Origin of the sequence: Streptomyces sp. NPDC020965, assembly GCF_044333555.1 — a bacterium.
Taxonomy (GTDB): Bacteria; Actinomycetota; Actinomycetes; order Streptomycetales; family Streptomycetaceae; genus Streptomyces.
This window is the reverse complement of the sequence record NZ_JBIRRE010000014.1, coordinates 211,186-231,779: the sequence shown is the minus strand read 5'-3', so window position 1 is coordinate 231,779 and position 20,594 is coordinate 211,186. Positions and strand designations below refer to the sequence as shown.

The window sequence follows — 20,594 nt, the reverse complement described above, 5'->3', positions numbered from 1 at the left end:
ACTTCGTATACGCGTGAGGGTGGTTTCCTTCATGATGCGGCGGAGTTCGATCCTGGTTTCTTCGGGATTTCGCCGCGTGAGGCGTTGGCGATGGACCCGCAGCAGCGGCTTCTCCTGGAAGCGTCGTGGGAGGCGGTTGAGAACGCGGGTATAGATCCGTTGAGTTTGAAGGGGACCAGTACCGGAGTCTTCGCCGGAGTCACCTACCACGACTATGCCTCTCGGCTGCGTTCCATTCCTGAAGGACTTGAGGGCCTGCTCGGCACAGGGGCCTCCGCCAGCGTGGTGTCAGGTCGGCTCGCATATGTCCTCGGTCTGGAAGGCCCTGCCCTCAGCGTGGACACGGCGTGTTCGTCGTCGCTGGTCGCGTTGCATCTGGCGGGACAGGCCCTGCGGCAGGGCGAGTGCTCGATGGCGCTCGCCGGCGGTGTGACCGTGATGGCGACCCCGGGGACGTTTGTCGACTTCAGCCGTCAGCGAGGTCTCGCCGAAGACGGTCGGTGCAAGGCGTTCGATGTCTCCGCCGATGGGTTCGGGCCGGCCGAGGGCGTCGGCATGTTGGTCCTGGAGCGACTCTCGGACGCCCAGCGCCTGGGCCACTCCGTCCTCGCTGTCATACGGGGCAGTGCGGTGAATCAGGACGGTGCGAGTAATGGCCTGACGGCTCCGAATGGTCCGTCGCAACAGCGGGTGATCCGCCAGGCCCTGGCCTCGGCCGGTCTCTCGACCATGGACATCGACGCGGTGGAGGCGCACGGCACTGGCACAGCGCTGGGTGACCCGATCGAGGCTCAGGCACTCCTGGCGACCTACGGTCAGGGCCGTCCCGAGGACCGGCCGCTGAGGCTGGGCTCGATCAAGTCGAACATCGGACACACTCAGGCGGCTGCCGGTGTCGCCGGTGTCATCAAGATGGTGCTCGCCATGCAGCACGGCGTCCTCCCGCCCACACTGCATGTCAACGAACCGACCCCGCATGTCGATTGGGCGAGCGGCGCGGTTGAGCTGCTGACCGAGGCCACCGCCTGGCCCGAGGTGGACCGCCCGTGGCGCGCGGCAGTCTCCTCCTTCGGCATCAGCGGCACCAACGCCCACACGATCATCGAACAGGCCCCCCAGAAGGAGGCCGAGGCTCCCGAGTCGACCGTGAAGGGCGATGCCCTCGTGCCGTGGGTGGTGTCAGGCCGTGGCGCCGACGCCCTGCGGGCGCAGGCCGCCCGGCTGCGGGAGTGGGTGCTTGAACACCCTGAACACAGCTCGGCCGATATCGGTCACTCACTGGTCACCTCCAGGTCGTCGTTCGAAAACCGGGCCGTCGTGCTGGGTGCCGACCGGGCGGGCCTGCTGGCTGGGCTGGAAGCAGCGGCCCAGGGCGAGCCCCGGTCCTATCTGATCCAGTCGCCCCCCAATGGTCGAGCCTCCGGTGGTGGTGTGGCGTTCCTGTTCACCGGGCAGGGCGCACAGCGCGTCGGCATGGGCCGTGAACTCGCGGCACGTTTCCCGGTGTTCGCGTCTGCGCTGGACGAGGTCTGTGTTCAGCTCGACGCGCATCTGGAGCGTCCGCTACGTGAAGTGCTCTTCGCCGAGCCTGACACCGAGGCGGCGGCGCTGCTGGACGAGACGGCGTTCACTCAGGCAGCCCTGTTTGCCATTGAGGTCGCGCTGTATCGGCTGGTGGAGTCGTGGTCCCTGACGCCGGACTACCTTCTGGGCCACTCCATCGGTGGTCTGGCCGCGGCGTATGTGGCGGGTGTGTTGTCGCTGGAGGACGCGGCCGAGGTTGTGGTGGCTCGGGGTCGGTTGATGCAGGCCCTGCCCAAGGGCGGAGCCATGGTCTCCCTCCAGGCGTCGGAAGACGAACTGGTGGAATCACTGCAACTTCTTGTCGACGACAAGGAGCGGGTCTCGGTCGCGGCGGTGAACGGCCCGGACACGGTGGTGATCTCCGGTGACGACGAGATGGTGACTGAGGTCGCCGGGTACTGGCTGGTGCAGGACCGGAAGGTGAAGCGGCTGAAGGTCAGTCATGCCTTCCACTCGGTGTTGATGGAGCCGATGCTCGCCGAGTTTGAGCAGGTCCTGTCTCGGGTCACGTTGAACCCGCCGCGGATTCCGGTCATCTCCGACTCCACCGGCCTACCCCTCACACCGGAGCAGGCCACCTCTCCCGCGTACTGGACCGCCCACGTCCGTAACCCGGTCCTGTTCCACCAGGCCATCACCCACCTCACCGGCCAAGGCGTGAAAAGCTTCTTGGAACTGGGCCCCGACGGTGTGCTCAGCGCCATGACCCGCACGAGCCTGGCCGACGACAGTGACATTACGGTCGTCCCCCTGCTGCGGCGGGACCGGGAAGAGTCCGAGGCGGCGCTCACCGCGCTGGCCGAGCTGTATGTCAACGGTGTGGCCGTCGACTGGACCGTACTCCTCGACGGCGCCCGCCCGGTCGCCCTGCCAACCTACGCCTTCCAGCACCAGCGTTTCTGGCTGGAGGCAGGCACCGACCCCGTGCGTCAGGGCGCCTTCGAGATGGAGAGCCGCTTCTGGGAGGTCGTGGAGCAGGGCGACGCGGCCGAGCTGGCCAGTGCCTTCGCCGCGATGGGTCTGGACGCGTCCGCCGAGGAATGGGAACCGGTGCTGCCCGCGCTGACCTCTTGGCGGCAGGCGCAGCAGACGCGGTCGGCGGTGGACTCCTGGCGCTACCGCATCATCTGGAAGCCGCGCACCGGCACGCCGCCGTCCAGCACCCTGACGGGAACCTGGCTGGTGGCCGTGCCCACGGGCCCGGAGCACAAGGAACTCGTCGATCAGTGTGCGGAAGCCCTGGAACGCCACGGCGCGCGTGTCGTCCTCGTACGCCCGGACGCGTCGGCCCCCGCCGACCGCCGAACCTGGCTCGCGGCGCTGCGACAGGCCCTCCCGGAACAACCGCACCAGAATCTGAACCAGACCCAAACCCAGAACCCGGCTCAGGAAGCGGCAGACGCCGGTCAGTCTCTCGCCGGGGTTGTGTCTCTGGTGGGGGATGTGGCGGGGACGTTGGGGTTGGTGCAGGGGTTGGGTGGTGTGGGTGTGGTGGCTCCGTTGTGGTGTGTGACGCGGGGTGCTGTGGGTGTGGGTGGTGGGGATGTGGTGGTGTCTCCGGTGCAGGGTTTGGTGTGGGGGTTGGGTCGGGTGGTGGGTCTGGAGCATCCGGAGCGGTGGGGTGGTGTGGTTGATCTGCCGGTGTCGGTGGATGGTCGGGGTTGGGAGCGTTTCTGTTCGGTGTTGGCGGGTGGTGGTGGTGAGGATCAGGTGGCGGTGCGGTCGTCGGGTGTGTTCGTACGACGCCTCGTCCCGGCTCCCGCTCCCGCCCCGGCCCCGGCTGCGGTCTCGGTTGGGGAGGGTGGGTGGTCGCCGGGTGGGGGTACGGTCCTCGTCACGGGTGGTACGGGGGTGATGGGGGCTCGGGCCGCGCGCTGGTTGGCGGCTCGGGGTGCCCAGCGTCTGTTGTTGGTGAGCCGTGCGGGGGAGACCGCTCCGGGTGTGTCGGAGTTGGTGGCGGAGCTGACCGCGATGGGCAGCCGGGCCGAGGTCGTCGCTTGTGATGTCGCCGACCGTGACGCACTGGCCGCGCTCCTCGCCGCCGTACCGGAGGAGTATCCACTGACCGCGGTCGTCCACACCGCCCAGGTCCAGGACGACGGCGCGCTGGCGGAGTTCAGCTCCGAGCGGTTGGAACCGGCGCTGCGGGCCAAGTGCTCGGGTGCCTGGAACCTCCATGAACTCACCACGGACCTGTCCCTGTCGGCGTTCGTCCTCTTCTCCTCCGGCGCAGGTGTCTGGGGCGGCGGCGGACAGGGCGCGTACGCGGCGGGCAACGCCTACCTCGACGCGCTGGCCGAGTACCGCCGGGGGCTCGGGCTGCCCGCGACGGCGATCGCCTGGGGCCTGCTGGAGCAGGACACCCCGCCAGGCGGCGCCACGGCACCCGACCCCCGTACCGACACGAGCGACGGCAGCGACTCCGGCACGGGCACCGACAGCGACTCCGGCTCCGGCACCGGCACCGGCACGGGCACCGACAGTGGCTCCGGCTCTGGCATCGGCGGTACCCGGATGGACCGCCGCGGACTGGCCGCCATGGACCCGCAGGCCGCGTTCGACGCGCTGCACGACGTCCTCAGCCACGGCGAGACCGCGCTGACGGTGGCCGATGTCGACTGGGAGCGGTTCTACCCGGCCTTCGCCGTGGCCCGCCCCCGACCGCTACTGCACGACATCCCGGCCGTCGCCGCACTGCTCGCCGAGGACCGCGACAGCGACGGCGACGTACAGGCCCGTTCGGACCTCGCCGAACGCCTCACAGCACTCCCTGCGGAGGAACAGCAGCGGGCCGTACTCGATCTGGTGCGCACGCATGTCGCGGCGGTGCTGGGACACAGCGCCCCCGACGGCGTACAGGCCGGACGGACCTTCCGCGACCTCGGCTTCGACTCGCTGACCGCAGTGGAACTGCGCAACCGGCTCAGCTCCGCGACCGGAGTCGCCCTGCCCGCCACATTGATCTTCGACTATCCCAACCCCAGCGCGATCGCCGACCATCTGCGGCGGCAACTGTGCGGTGGGGAGAACACCTTGGCGTCCACCCTGACCTCCGTCTCCGACCTGGAGCAGGAGGCGGAGAAAGCGGTGGCCCGGTTCAAGGAGGATCCGGACCAGGTGGATCTCGAAGAGATCACTCCGGTGATCTCACGGCTGAAAGCTGTCCTCGCGCAGTACGAATCTCTGCGCGCTCCGTCGACTGGTACATCGTCTGCGAGTAGTGACCTCAGTTCGGCGACCGCTACTGAACTGATCGACATCATCAACCAAGAATTCGGAAGCGTTTCCGAGTAGCACGGGGCGGTCGGAATGGTTAACGACGAGACACTTGTCAAGTACCTGCGGCAGGTTACTGCCGACCTTCGGGAGAGTCGCCGCCAGGTGACGGAGATGGCGGAGCGGTCGGCGGAGCCACTGGCGATCGTCGGAATGGCCTGCCGTCTCCCCGGAGGAGTGAGTTCGCCGGACGAGCTGTGGCGGCTGGCCCTCGAAGGCCGGGAAGGGATATCCGGCTTCCCCACCAACCGTGGCTGGGACGTGGACGGGCTCTACGACCCGGACCCGGACCAGCAGGGCACCTCGTACACCTGCGAGGGCGGCTTCCTCCACGAGGCCGGTGACTTCGACCCCGCCTTCTTCGGGATCTCCCCGCGCGAGGCCCTGGCCATGGACCCGCAGCAGCGGCTCCTCCTGGAGACCTCCTGGGAAGCGGTGGAAAGCGCGGGCATCGACCCCCAGACCCTCAAGGGCGCCGGCGTCGGTGTGTTCACCGGCATGAGCTACCACGACTACATATCCCAGATCGACACCGTGCCCGACGGCCTGGAGGGCTATCTCGGCACCGGTAACGCGGGCAGTGTGGTCTCCGGTCGGATCGCCTATGTGATGGGACTCGAAGGCCCGGCGGTGACCATCGACACGGCGTGTTCGTCGTCGCTGGTCGCAATGCATCTGGCGGGTCAGGCCCTGCGCCAGGGCGAGTGCTCGATGGCCCTCGCCGGTGGCGTGACCGTGATGGCGACGGCGGCCACGTTCGTGGACTTCAGCCGTCAGCGCGGACTGGCGCCCGACGGGCGTTGCAAGTCCTTCGCCGCCGCTGCGGACGGCACCGGCTGGGCCGAGGGCGCCGGAATGCTCCTCCTGGAGCGACTCTCGGACGCCCAGCGGCTCGGCCACCCCATCCTGGCCGTGATTCGGTCCAGCGCCGTCAACCAGGACGGCGCCAGCAACGGTCTCACCGCGCCGAACGGTCCGTCGCAGCAGCGGGTCATCCGGCAGGCGCTGTCGGCGGTCGGTCTCTCCACCGCCGATGTCGACGCCGTCGAGGCCCACGGCACGGGTACGCCGTTGGGCGACCCGATCGAGGCGCAGGCCCTGCTGGCCACCTACGGACAGGGACGCCCGGAGGGCCGACCGCTCTGGCTCGGCTCGATCAAGTCGAACATCGGTCATGCGCAGGCCGCCGCCGGTGTCGCCGGTGTGATCAAGATGGTGATGGCGCTCCGCCACGGCATCCTTCCCGCGACGCTCAACCTGGACGAGCCGACGCCGCATGTGGACTGGGCGAGCGGTGCGGTGTCCCTCCTCCGGGAGACGACTCCCTGGCCCGAGGTCGGCAGGCCGCGCCGGGCAGGTGTGTCCTCGTTCGGAATCAGCGGCACGAACGCGCACACCATCCTGGAACAGGCCCCGGAGGTGTCCGAGGCTGAGACGGCTGTGCCCGCCGCACCGGTCTCCGGCACCGGCGGCGTCCTGCCGTTCGTCGTCTCCGGGCGTGGCACGGCGGCTGCGCTGGCCCAGGCCGCGCGGCTGAGCGACTGGATCCGGGAGCGCCCCTTGGACGGCCTCCCCGATATCGCCCGCTCCCTGGTCACCTCCCGGCCCGCCTTCGAGGACCGGCTGGTGGTCGTGGCCGCTGACCGTGAGTCCCTGCTCACCGGCCTGGCCGCAGCCGGACGCGGCGAGCCGCACCCCGGCGTGATCTCCCCCACCACCAGCGAGACTCCCGGCGACCGGGCTGTGTTCGTCTTCCCGGGTCAGGGGTCGCAGTGGGTGGGGATGGGGCGTGAGCTGTACGCGTCGTCTCCCGTCTTCCGGGCGCGGTTGGACGAGTGCGCGCGGGCGTTGGATCCGCTGGTGGACTGGTCCCTGATCGATGTTGTACGGGGTGAGTCCGGGGCTCCTGGTCTGGAGCGGGTGGACGTCGTCCAGCCCGTCCTCTGGGCGGTGATGGTGTCCCTGGCGGCTGTCTGGGAGTCATGGGGTGTTACGCCAGCCGCGGTGGTGGGTCACTCACAGGGTGAGATCGCTGCCGCGTGTGTGGCGGGGGCGTTGTCCGTGGAGGATGCGGCGCAGGTGGTGGCGTTGCGGAGCCGTGCCGTACGGGCGATGGCGGGCGACGGCGCGATGGTGTCCGTCGCGCTCCCCGCCGCTGAGGCTGAGGCGCTGACCGGGGACGGCGTGTCCCTGGCGGCTGTCAACGGTCCGTCGTCTGTGGTCCTGTCGGGGGACCGGTCTGCCCTCACCCCCGTGGTGGAGCGGCTCAGCGCCGAGGGTGTACGGACGAAGTGGGTGCCGGTGGACTACGCGTCCCACTCCGCCCATATGGAGCGCATCCGTGAGGAATTGGCGTCCCTGCTGTCCGGGATCGAGCCCAAGACCTCCCGTATCCCGCTCTACTCCACCGTGTCGGCGCAGGTCATTGACACGTCGGTCATGGATGCCGGCTACTGGTTCGACAACATCCGGGGCACCGTCCGCTTCCATGAGACCGTGCAGGCCCTGATCACCGACGGACTGACCGCCTTCGTGGAGATATCCCCGCACCCCGTCCTGGCGATGAGCGTTCAGGACACCCTGGACCAGGCCGAAGCCACCGGTCTCTCCATCGGCACCCTCCGCCGCGACGAGAACGAACACGAGACCTTCCTCACCGCCGCCGCCCAACTCTTCGTCGCCGGGCTTTCCATCGACTGGCACACGGCGGCGTTCACCGACCTCGATACGCGCCGGGTCGACCTCCCCACCTACGCCTTCCAGCGCGAGCGCTTCTGGCTCCAGTCCGCAGCGGGCACCATCGGCGACGCGGCCGGGCTCGGCCAGGGCGTCACGGGACACCCCCTCCTCGGTGCGGTGGTCGCGGTCGCCGACCGCGATGTGGCCGTACTCACCGGTCGGGTGTCGCTGCGTACGCATCCCTGGTTGGCCGATCACGCCGTCCACGGCACGGTGATTCTGCCCGGTACGGCGCATGTGGAGCTGGCGATCCGGGCCGGGGACCAGGTGGGCGCCGCCCGGCTGGAGGAGTTGGTCATCCACAGCCCGCTGCTCCTGACCGATGCGGCGGACGAGACCGGCCAAACGGGTCAGACCGGTGACGGAGTCGACCTTCAGGTCGTCGTCGGTGCCGCCGACGGTTCCGGCTACCGCAGCATCGACATCCACTCCCGCCCGCACACCGACGCCGACTGGAGCCAGGACGACTGGACCCACCACGCGTCCGGCGTGCTGACCAGCGCGTCAGGCCGGCCCGCCGAGCCCTCCGACGAGCTGGCGGCCTGGCCGCCACAGGGCGCCAACCCCGTCGACCTGGACGGCATATACGAACGGCTGGCCGGGGCCGGATTCGGCTACGGCCCCGTCTTCCAGGGCCTGCGCGCCGCCTGGCGCAGTGGACAGGACGTGTACGCCGAGGTGGAGCTGACCGCCGGGGACACCACCGACCCGGCGGACTACGGCATCCACCCCGCGCTCTTCGACGCGGCCCTGCACGCGATGAGCCTGACCTCGGTGGGCGACGGAACCCAGGACGCCGAGGCCAACCAGGGCCGGCTGCCCTTCTCCTGGTCCGGTGTCTCCCTGCACGCGGGCGGCGCGGGCACGTTGCGGGTACGGATGAGACGCGAGAGCGAGGACACGGTCAGCCTGGTCGCCGCAGACCCCACCGGCGCGCCGGTCGTCTCGGTCGACTCGCTGGTGCTGCGGCCCGTGACGGCGGAGCAGGTCCGAGAGCAGCGCGGTGCCCGGGTCGAGAACATGTTCACCCTCGACTGGTTCCCGCTCGACCCCGCCCTGGCCGGAACGGCCGACCGGGCGGGCGCCGGGAGCTGGGCTGTCCTGGACACCCTGGACCTATCGGGCTCCGCCGCCGTACGACAGGGACTCGTACGGCAGGGCATCGGCGCCGCGACGGGCTCAGCCCTGGCCGCACTCGCCGAGGAAGGACCGGCGCCGGAGAGCGTGGTGCTGCCCGCTGTCGCGCTCCCCGAAGGGGCCGCCGGTGCGCGGCAGGCCGCCTGCGCGGTGCTGGAGCTGGTGCAGGAGTGGCTGCGTGACTCCCGCTGGGACGCGTCCCGGCTGACCGTGGTGACCAGCGGCGCGGTCGCCGTCCGGCCCGACGAGGACGACCTCCCCGATCTGGCGGCGGCGACGGTCTGGGGTCTGGTGCGGACCGCGCAGTCCGAGCACCCCGACCGGTTCGTCCTGGTTGACGCCGACGAGCGGGCAATCGGTGACGGTTCCTGGCTGCCTGGGGCGCTCAGCGGAGAGCCCCAGACGGCGGTACGGGCCGGTGACCTCTTCCTGGCGCGGGTCCACCAGGCCCACGCCGCCGCGGAGGACGGCGAACCGCAGCGGGCATGGGACCCCTCCGGCACCGTCCTCGTGGTAGGCGGCACCGGTGTGCTCGGTGCGCTGATCGCCCGCCATCTGGTGGACCGTGGCGTCCGCAGGCTGCTGCTCACCAGCCGTCGGGGCATCGAGGCGCCCGGCGCCCGTGATCTGGTGGCCCGGCTGGCGGCTGACGGTGCGATGGTGGAGGTCGCCGCGTGCGACGCCGCCGACCCGGAGGCGCTGGCCGCCACGCTGGCGGACATTCCCCGGGAGCACCCGCTGACCGCCGTCGTCCACACCGCCGGTGTACTGGACGACGGAGTGATCGAATCACTCACGCCCGAGCGCTTCGACGGCGTGTTCGCGTCCAAGGTGGACGCCGCGTGGAACCTGCACCGGCTCACCGAGGAACTGCCGCTCGCCGCCTTCATGATGTTCTCCTCGGCCTCCGGCACCTTCGGTAACGCGGGCCAGGCGAACTACTCGGCCGCCAACGCGTTCGTGGACGCCCTGGCCCAGCACCGGCGGGCCCGTGGCCTGCCCGCCGTGGCCGTCGGCTGGGGCCTGTGGGCCGAGGCCAGCGGCATGACCGGCCATCTGGACGAGGCCGACCGGGGCAGGATCAGCCGCGGTGGCGCCGGAGCGCTCTCCGCCGACCAGGGCCTCGCCCTCTTCGACGCGGCGCTCATCGCCCCCCGGGCCGCCGTGCTCGGTATGCGGCTGAACACCTCCGTCCTACGGGCTCAGGCCGCCAGCGGGGTACTGCCCCATCTGCTGCGCGATCTGGTACGGGTACCGGTCCGCCGGGCCGCGTCCGCCGAGGGCGCCGGTGGTGGCGGGCTGGCCGACCGGCTCACCGGATCGGACCCGGCCGAACAGCAGCGACTCGTCCTGGAACTGGTCCGTACGCATGTGGCCGCCGTGCTCGGTCATACCGACGCGGAGCGGGTCGGCGCGGGCAAGGCATTCCGCGAGCTGGGCTTCGACTCCCTGACCTCGGTGGAGTTGCGCAACCGACTCAACGCGGCCACCGGCCTACGGCTCCCCGCCACCCTGGTCTTCGACCACCCCACCCCCACCGCCATCGCGGAACTCGTACGGGAGCAGGTCCTCGGCCAGGCCACCGCCGCGCCCCACCGGCCCGCCGCTTCGCCGAACCGGCCGGGGCCGTCGGACGAACCGCTCGCCGTCGTGGGCATGGCCTGCCGCTTCCCCGGTGGCGCCGGCTCGCCCGAAGAGCTGTGGAAACTGGTCATGGCGGGCGGCGACGGCATCACCACCTTCCCCGAGGACCGGGGCTGGGACGTCCAGGCGCTCTACGACCCGGACCCGGAGCACCAGGGCACCTCGTACACCTGCGAGGGCGGCTTCCTGCACGACGCCGGTGAGTTCGACGCGGGCTTCTTCGGGATCTCCCCGCGTGAGGCGCTCGCCATGGATCCCCAACAGCGTCTTCTCCTGGAGGCCGGCTGGCAGGCGGTCGAGAGCGCCGGAATCGACCCGCTGACGCTCAAGGGCAGCGACACCGGCGTCTTCGCGGGCGTCATGTACCACGACTACGCCTCCCGGCTGGCGTCGGTGCCCGAGGGCCTTGAGGGCTATCTCGGCACGGGCAACGCGGGCAGCGTGGTGTCGGGCCGAGTGGCGTACGTACTCGGCGCCGAGGGTCCGGCGGTGACGGTGGACACGGCGTGTTCGTCGTCGCTGGTCGCGTTGCATCTGGCGGGCCAGGCCCTGCGTCAGGGCGAGTGCTCGCTGGCCCTCGCCGGTGGTGTCACCGTCATGTCGACGCCGGATGCCTTCGTCGACTTCAGCCGCCAGCGGGCATTCGCACCGGACGCGCGGTGCAAGGCGTTCGCGGCGGCGGCCGACGGAACGGGCTGGTCCGAGGGCGTCGGCGTGGTGCTCATCGAACGGCTCTCGGACGCACGGCGGCAGGGGCATCCCATCCTCGCCGTGATTCGTTCCAGCGCCGTGAACCAGGACGGCGCCAGCAACGGTCTGACGGCTCCCAACGGCCCGTCGCAGCAGCGGGTGATCCGTCAGGCGCTGTCGACGGCCGGACTGTCGACCTCCGATGTGGACGCGGTCGAGGCGCATGGCACGGGCACGAATCTGGGTGACCCGATCGAGGCGCAGGCCCTGTTGGCCACGTACGGCCAGGGCCGGCCGGAGAGTCTTCCCCTCCGGCTGGGCTCGCTGAAGTCCAACATCGGCCATACGCAGGCCGCCGCCGGTGTGGCGGGTGTGATCAAGATGGTGCTGGCGCTCCAGCACGGTGTCCTCCCGGCGACCCTCCATGTCGATGAGCCGACGCCACACGTCGACTGGGCGAGCGGCGCGGTCGAGCTGCTGACGGAGGCGACGCCCTGGCCCGAGACCGGACGTCCGCGCCGGGCCGCGGTGTCGTCCTTCGGGATCAGCGGTACCAACGCGCATGTGATTCTGGAGCAGGCGCCGGACGACGGTGGCACCGAGGTGTCCACCACGGACGATGACTCCCTGGTGCCGTGGGTGCTGTCCGGCCGTGGTGCCGACGGTGTCCGGGCGCAGGCCGCCCGGCTGCGCGCATGGCTGCTGGAACGCCCCGGGGCCCACCCGGCGGACATCGGCTCCTCCCTCCTCACCTCCCGGTCGCTGTTCGAGGACCGGCTGGTTGTGCTGGGTTCCCAGCGTGAGGCGCTGCTCGACGGACTGGCGGCGGCTGCCGAGGGGGCGCCGTGGCCCGGCCTGGTTCAGGCGTCCGCGGATGTGTCGCTGACCCGGGTGACCTTCGTCTTCCCGGGTCAGGGGTCGCAGTGGGTGGGGATGGGGCGTGAGCTGTATGCGTCGTCTCCCGTGTTCCGGGGACGGTTGGACGAGTGCGCGCGGGCGTTGGATCCGCTGGTGGAGTGGTCTCTGATCGATGTTGTACGGGGTGAGTCAGGGGCTCCTGGTCTGGAGCGGGTGGACGTGGTCCAGCCCGTCCTCTGGGCGGTGATGGTGTCGCTGGCGGCCGTCTGGGAGTCATGGGGTGTTACGCCAGCCGCTGTGGTGGGTCATTCGCAGGGTGAGATTGCCGCCGCGTGTGTGGCGGGGGCGTTGTCCGTGGAGGATGCGGCGCGGGTCGTGGCGTTGCGGAGTCGGGCGCTGCGGGCGATGGCGGGTGACGGTGCGATGGTGTCCGTCGCGCTCCCGGCCGCTGAGGCTGAGGCGTTGACCGGGGACGGCGTGTCCCTGGCGGCTGTCAACGGTCCGTCGTCCGTGGTCCTCTCAGGGGACCGGTCTGCCCTCACCCCCGTGGTGGAGCGGCTCAGCGCCGAAGGTGTGCGGACGAAGTGGGTGCCGGTGGACTACGCGTCCCACTCCGCCCATATGGAGCGCATCCGTGAGGAATTGGCGTCCCTGCTGTCCGGGATCGAGCCCAAGACCTCCCGTATCCCCCTCTACTCCACCGTGTCGGCGCAGGTCATCGACACGTCGGTCATGGATGCCGGCTACTGGTTCGACAACATCCGGGGCACCGTCCGCTTCCACGAGACCGTCCAGGCCCTGATCACCGACGGACTGACCGCCTTCGTAGAGGTCTCCCCTCACCCCGTCCTGGCGATGAGCGTCCAGGACACCCTTGACCAGGCCGAAGCGAACGGCCTGTCCATCGGCACCCTCCGACGCGACGAGAACGAACACGAAACCTTCCTCACCGCCGCCGCCCAACTCTTCGTCGCCGGGCTTTCCATCGACTGGCACACGGCGGCGTTCACCGACCTCGACACGCGCCGCGTCGACCTCCCCACCTACGCCTTCCAGCGCGAGCGCTTCTGGCTGCCGACCGGCGGAGGAGCCGTCGGTGACGCCGCCGGGCTCGGCCTCGGCACCGTACGCCATCCGCTGCTGGGTGCCGCCGTGAGTGTCGCCGAGAACGGGACGACCCTGCTGAGCGGTCGGATCTCGCTGCGTACGCACCCTTGGCTGGCCGACCACGCCGTCCTCGGCTCCGTGCTCCTGCCCGGCACCGCCTTCCTGGAGCTGGCCGTATGCGCCGGTGACCAGGTCGGCTGCGCACGCGTCGAAGAGCTGGTCATCCAGGCCCCGTTGGTGCTCACCGGCGACGATGCGGCCGACCTTCAGGTCGTGGTCGGTGCCCCGGACGGGTCAGGACTCCGGGCCGTCGACATCTACTCCCGTCCGCACAGCGGGGCGGAGTGGGCGGACGAGGCGTGGACGCTGCACGCCAGTGGTTCCCTCGCCGCCTCGGCGGCGACCTTCCCGGACACCCCGGACGGCGCGGCCGTCGCAGACGCGGCGGCGAACGATCTGACCGTCTGGCCGCCGCAGCAGGCGACACCCGTCGAGATCGACGGGTTCTACGAACTCCTCGGCGGTACCGGCTTCCAGTACGGCCCGCTCTTCCAGGGCCTGCGCGCCGCCTGGCGCAGCGGTGACGACATCTACGCCGAGGTCGGGCTGCCCGAGCACGAGCACGCCGGCACGGACGGTTTCGGCATCCACCCGGCGCTGTTCGACGGCGCGCTGCACGGCATCGTCCTCGGCACCGATGCCACCACCACTGGTGTCACTTCCGACGACGCCACCACCACCGACACCACTTCCGATGGTGCCGCGGCCGGCCCCCGGGGACTGCTGCCGTTCTCCTGGACGGGCGTGTCGCTGTACGCGAGCGGTGCCTCGGTCCTTCGCGTACGGCTGCGGCGGCAGGGCGGCGACGCGGTGGGTCTGGTCGCCGCCGACCCCACTGGCGCGCCGGTCGTCTCGGTCGACTCGCTGGTGCTGCGACCCATGACGGCCGATCAGGTACGGCCCGGAGGCGGCGCGCGCCGCTCCCACCTGTATGCACTCGACTGGACGCCCACCGGCATCGGCGCGCCGGCGGACGGGAGCAAGACCTGGGGCGTACTGGAGAGCCCCGTTGCCGGTGTCGTGGCGGAGGCCGCGGCCCCGACGGCCCGGCGCGGCCCGCTGGACGCGCTGCTCGCCGACGGAGCCGTACCGGATGTGGTCCTGCTGGCGGCGGCCGGAGTCGACAGCACCCCCGCTGCCGCTGCCGCCGACGCCCGTGATCTGGTCGGCTCGGTGCTGGCGACGGTCCAGGAGTGGCTGGCCGCCCCCGGTACCGAGGCCGCCCGGCTCGTGGTGCTCACCCGGGGCGCCGTCGCCGTCGGCGTGGACGACGACATCACCGATCTCGCGGCGGCCTCCGTATGGGGCCTGCTCCGGGTCGCCCAGAACGAGCACCCGGACCGCTTCGTCCTCGTGGACGCCGATGCGGCGGCGGTGGCGTCCGGCGCCGTACGGGATGCCGTGGAGCTGGACGAACCTCAGATCGTACTGCGCGGTGACACCGTGTACGTACCCCGGGTGCACCGGGCTCCGGCCGGGGCCGACGACGGGCCGCGCGACTGGGACGCACCCGGTACGGTCCTGGTGACCGGCGGTACCGGCACCCTGGGTACCGCGGTCGCGGAACACCTCGCGGCGGGCGGCGCACGGCGGTTGCTGCTGGTCAGCCGACAGGGCCCGGCCGCGCCCGGCGCCCGCGAACTCGCCGCGCGGCTCACGGCCGCCGGCACCGAGACCGAGGTGGCGGCGTGCGATGTCGCCGACCCGGCGGCGCTCGCCGGACTGCTCGCGACGATCCCCACCGGGCAGCCGCTGACGGCCGTGGTGCACGCCGCGGGCGCACTGGACGACGGGATCCTGGAATCGCTCACTCCGGAGCGGATCGCGACCGTCTTCGCGCCGAAGGCGGACGCCGCCTGGCACCTGCACGAGCTGACGGCCGATCTGCCGCTGACCGCGTTCGTCCTCTTCTCCTCAGCGGCCGGCACCTTCGGCAGCGCCGGACAGGGCAACTACGCCGCGGCCAACGCCTTCCTGGACGGCCTGGCCCAGCACCGGCGCGCCCGCGGCCTGCCCGCGGTCTCCCTCGGCTGGGGCCTGTGGGCCGAGACCAGCGCGCTGACCGGGCAGCTCAGCCAGGGCGACCGGGACAGGATGGACCGGACCGGCGCCGGCGCGCTCAGCACCGATGAGGGCCTGGCGCTGCTCGACACGGCGGCCGGCACCCCGCGCGCCACGCTGCTGCCGATGCGGATGAACACGGCCGCACTGCACGCCCAGGCCAACTCCGGCGCGCTGCCGCACCTGCTGCGCGATCTGGTCCGGGTACCGGCGCGGCGCACCGCGGCGGGTGACGCGGGCACCGGCAATCCGCTCGCCGCCCGACTCACGGGTCGGACCGGCCCCGAGCGGCAGCGGATCGTCCTCGATCTGGTACGCGGCCACGTCGCGGCCGTCCTCGGCCACAGCGACCCCAAGGGCGTCGGCGCCCAACGGGCCTTCCGTGACCTGGGCTTCGACTCGCTCACCGCCGTGGAGCTGCGGAACCGCCTCAGCGCCGCCACCGCGATCCGGCTGCCCGCCACGCTGATCTTCGACTGCCCGACCCCGGCGGCCATCGCCGACTTCGTCCTCGAACGGGCCCTGGGCCAGGGCGAGCACACGGACCGGCCGCGCACGGTGGCGACCACAACCGACGAGCCGATGGCCGTGATCGGGATGGCCTGCCGCTTCCCCGGTGGGGTGGCGTCGCCGGAGGACCTGTGGCGGCTGGTCGCGGAGGGCCGGGACGGCATCTCCGGCTTCCCGGCCGACCGCGGCTGGGACCTGGCCAACCTCTACCACCCCGACCCCGATCACGAGGGCACCACCTACACCCGCGAGGGCGGCTTCCTCCACGAGGCGGGCCGGTTCGACCCCGGCTTCTTCGGGATCTCGCCGCGCGAGGCGGTGGCCATGGACCCGCAGCAGCGCTTGCTGCTGGAATCGTCCTGGGAGGCGATCGAGAGCGCCGGGATCGACCCGCTGACCCTGCGGGGCACCGACACCGGTGTCTTCGCCGGACTGATGTACCACGACTACGCCGTCCAGCTCGCCGCCGTACCGGAGGGCGCGGAGGCGTTCCTGGGCATCGGCAACGCGGGCGGTGTCGCCTCCGGCCGGGTCGCGTACGTCCTCGGCACCGAGGGGCCGGCCGTCACGGTGGACACGGCGTGCTCCTCGTCGCTGGTCGCCCTGCACTGGGCGGCACAGGCACTCCGTCAGGGCGACTGCTCGCTGGCGCTCGCCGGCGGTGTCACCGTCATGGCCACCCCCGGTGCCTTCGTCGACTTCAGCCGTCAGCGCGGCCTCGCCGCCGACGGTCGGTGCAAGTCCTTCGCGGCGGGCGCCGACGGCACCGGCTGGGCGGAGGGCGTCGGTATGGTGCTGCTGGAGCGGCTCTCCGACGCACAGCGGCTCGGCCACCCCGTCCTCGCGGTGATCCGCTCCAGTGCCGTCAACCAGGACGGCGCCAGCAACGGCCTGACCGCCCCGCACGGCCCCTCGCAACAGCGGGTCATCCGGCAGGCGCTCGCCTCAGCGGGTCTCTCCACCGCCGATGTCGACGCCGTCGAGGCCCATGGCACCGGCACCACGCTCGGTGACCCGATCGAGGCCCAGGCACTCCTGGCCACGTACGGTCAGAACCGTCCCGAGGACCGGCCGCTGCGGCTCGGCTCGCTGAAGTCGAACATCGGCCACGCCCAGGCCGCCGCCGGTGTCGCCGGTGTCATCAAGATGGTGATGGCACTGCGGCACGGTGTGCTGCCCGCGACCCTCCATGTCGATGAGCCGACGCCGCACGTCGACTGGGCGAGCGGGGCCGTGGAACTCCTGGCCGAGTCCATGCCGTGGCCCGAGACGGGCCGGCCGCGCCGCGCCGCGGTGTCCTCGTTCGGGATCAGCGGCACCAACGCCCACACCATCCTCGAACAGGCCCCCGAGATCGCTCCGGTGCCCGCCGTCGAACCGGCGACCGTCCTCCCCGGCCCGGTGCCGTGGGTGGTCACCGGCCGCGGCCCAGCAGGGCTGCGCGGACAGGCCGCCCGACTCGCTGAATGGGCGCGCACGCACCCGGAGGCGGACGCCGCCGATGTGGCCCGCTCCCTGGTCACCGCCCGGTCGGCGTTCGACGAGCGGTTGGTCGTCCTCGGTGCGGACCGCGAAGCCCTGATCGCAGGAGTGACGGCGGTGGGCCGGGGCGAACCCTGGCCCGGCGCGGTCCGCAGCGCCCCCGGTGGCCTCGCCGCCGGGAGCGTGGGCCTGCTCTTCGCCGGACAGGGTTCGCAGCGGCCCGGCATGGGCCGTGAACTGGCCGCCGCCGCACCGGTGTTCGCCGCCGCCCTGGACGAGGTCTGCGCCGCCCTGGATCCGCACCTGGACCAGCCGCTGCGGGATGTCCTCTTCGCCGAGCCGGACACCCCGCTCGCCGCCCTGCTGGACCGCACCGGCTGGACCCAGCCCGCCCTGTTCGCCGTCGAGGTCGCCCTCTTCCGGCTGCTCCGGTCCTGGGGTGTCACCCCCGACTTCGTGGCCGGGCACTCCATCGGCGGACTTGCCGCCGCCCACACGGCGGGGGTGCTGTCACTCGCCGACGCGGCGACCGTCGTCGCCGCCAGGGGCCGGCTGATGCAAGCACTGCCCGAGGGCGGCGCCATGGCCTCCCTCCAGGCCACGGAGGACGAGGTCACCGCGGAGCTGGCGGCATTCGACGGCCGGGTGTCGATCGCAGCCGTCAACGGTCCGCAGGCCGTGGTGGTCTCCGGCGACGAGGACGCCGTCGACGAGATCGCGGCCCACTGGCGGGAGCGGGGACGCAAGGCCAAGCGGCTGAAGGTCAGCCACGCCTTCCACTCCTCCCGGATGGAACCCATGCTGGCGGAGTTCGAGCGGATCCTCGCCTCGGTCACCCTCCACCCGCCGGTGATTCCCGTCGTCTCCGACAGCACCGGCGAGCCGCTGACCGACGCGGAGGCGACCTCGCCCCGCTACTGGGCCGAGCACATCCGCCGCCCGGTCCGTTTCCACCAGGTGGTCACCACCCTCGCCGCCCACGGCGCCGACCGGCTCGTCGAAATCGGACCGGACGGCGTGCTCAGCGCGATGGCCCAGCAGAGCCTCACCGGCGACGCGGCGGCCGGCACCGTGGTGGTGCCCCTGCTGCGTACCGACCGCGACGAGTACGAGGCCGCGCTCACCGCGGCCGCCACCCTGTTCGTCCACGGCACCCCCGTGGACTGGCCCGCACTGCTCCAGCCGCTCGACGGGCGCCGGGTGGCCCTGCCCACCTACGCCTTCCAGCACGAGCGGTACTGGCTGGAGGCGCGTACCAGCGCGGCCGACCCCGTCCCGGCCCACCACGACGCCGACTCCCCGTTCTGGGAGGCGGTCGAGCGCGGTGACGCCTCGGTGCTCGCCGAGACCTTCGCCTCCGCCGGAGTGCGGGCCCCGGCGGAAGCCTGGGCGCCCGTGCTGCCCGCCCTCGCCTCCTGGCGGGGGACCCGGCACGGCCGGACCACCGCCGACACCTGGCGCTACCGAGCCTCCTGGAAGCCCCGCACCCGCACCCCCGCCGCCGTACTGACCGGCGACTGGCTGCTGATCGCGCCCGTCCAGCCGGAGCACAAGGAACTCACCGACCACTGCGCGGACGCCCTGGAACGGCACGGCGCGACGGTGACCCTCCTCCGGCCCGACCAGCTCGACCCGGACGACCGTTCGGCCTGGCGCGTCCTGCTGGACGACGCCGTACAGCGGACCGGAACGGTCTCGGGCGTGGTGTCGCTCATCGGCCTGGTCGAGGAAGCACACCTCCGCCATCCGTCCGTCCCCGTCGGTCTGGCCGCGACCCTGGCGCTGGTGCAGGGTCTCGGCGACGCCGGAGTCGACGCCCCACTGTGGTGCCTGACCCGGGGCGCGGTCTCCACCAGCGGCACCGACCCGCTGCACTCGCCCGTCCAGGCCCTGCTGTGGGGACTCGGCCGGGTCGTGGGGCTGGAACACCCCGAGCGTTGGGGCGGACTGGTCGACCTCCCGGAGGAGACCGGCACCCACTGCTGGGAGCAGCTCTGCGGGATCCTCGCCGCCGCCGACGACGAGGACCAGCTCGCCGTACGCCCCGCCGGGGTGTTCCTGCGCCGACTCACCCCCGCGCCCGCGACCGGATCCCCGGACCGGGACGGAAGCTGGACCCCGCACGGCACCGTACTGATCACCGGCGGCACCGGGGTGCTCGGCGCCCAGCTCGCCCGCTGGGCGGTCGCGGCGGGGGGACGCAGCCTGCTGCTGCTCAGCCGCCGCGGGCCCGACGCCCCCGGCGCCGGTGCGCTGCGCACAGAACTGGAGGCGGCCGGAGCCCGGATCTCCATCGTCTCCTGTGACATCACCGACCGGGCGGCGCTGGAACGGGCCGTGGCCACCGTGCCCGACGAACACCCGCTGACCACCGTCATCCACGCCGCCGGAGTCGATGTCCACCAGTACGAGCCGGCCGCCGGGCTCACGCTGGACCTGCTCGCCCCGGTGGTGGAGGCCAAGGTCGCCGGGGCCCGCGCGCTGGAGGACCTGATCGCGGACCAGCCGCAGATCGAATCGTTCGTCCTCTTCTCCTCCGGTGCCGGGATCTGGGGCGGCGGCGGACAGGGCGCGTACGCGGCCGGTAACGCCTTCCTCGACGCCCTGGCGGAACACCGGCGCGGCCGGGGGCTACCCGCGACCGCGATTGCCTGGGGACCCTGGGGCGAGGACGAGACCGGCGACGACAACGACGCCGCCCGCCGGCAGATGGACCGTCGCGGGCTGCCCGCGATGTCACCGGAGCTGGCCCTGCGGGCCTTCCGCCGGATCCTCGACCACGACGAGATCGCGCTCACCGTGGCCGATATCGACTGGGAGCGCTTCTACCCGGCGTTCGCGCTCTCCCGGCCGCGCCCACTGCTGCACGACGTCCCCCGGGTCGCCGAGCTGCTCACCGATTCGGCCGCCCCCGCCACCTCCGGGGGCCGGCCGGCCCTGGTCGAACAACTCCTCGGCACACCCCCCGCCGAGCAGCGGCATCTGGTGCTCGTGGCCGTACGCACCGAAGTGGCGGCCGTCCTCGGACACGATCCGGATGGCATCGGCGCCAACCGGGCCTTCCGTGACCTGGGCTTCGACTCGCTGACCGCGGTCGAGCTGAGCCGGCGTCTCGCGCCGGTCACCGGGCTCCAACTGCCGCCGACGCTGGTCTTCGACCACCCGACACTGGCGGATGTCGCCGCCGACATCCATCAGCGGCTGACCGACGCCACCGCCGAACTCTTCGTCACGCTGGACCGATTGGAGAGCAGGCTCGCCGATTCGGTGCTCGACGCCGACCTGGGCCGGGCGGCGGTGGACCGACTGTCCCTCGCCCTCGCCCGGCTCAAGGAACTCGTCGCGGACGGGGACGAGCCGAACCGTGTCGAGGCCGCCGCGAACATCGACGACGCCACCGACGAGGAGATCTTCGAACTGCTCGACCGGGAGCTGTAAATGACCGG

2 protein-coding genes are annotated in these 20,594 nt (G+C 71.9%); both read left to right on the top strand.

Going from position 1 to position 20,594, the window contains the following annotated elements:
- Positions 1-4,878, top strand: a 4,878-nt coding sequence (locus ACH4S7_RS32775) for a type I polyketide synthase (protein ID WP_398525014.1), incomplete at its 5' end; no start/stop codon positions are given.
- Between the two features lie 45 nt (positions 4,879-4,923).
- Positions 4,924-20,586 (top strand): type I polyketide synthase, encoded by a 15,663-nt coding sequence (locus ACH4S7_RS32770; RefSeq protein WP_398525018.1) that lies wholly within the window; start codon positions 4,924-4,926, stop codon positions 20,584-20,586.
- Positions 20,587-20,594 lie beyond the last annotated feature (8 nt).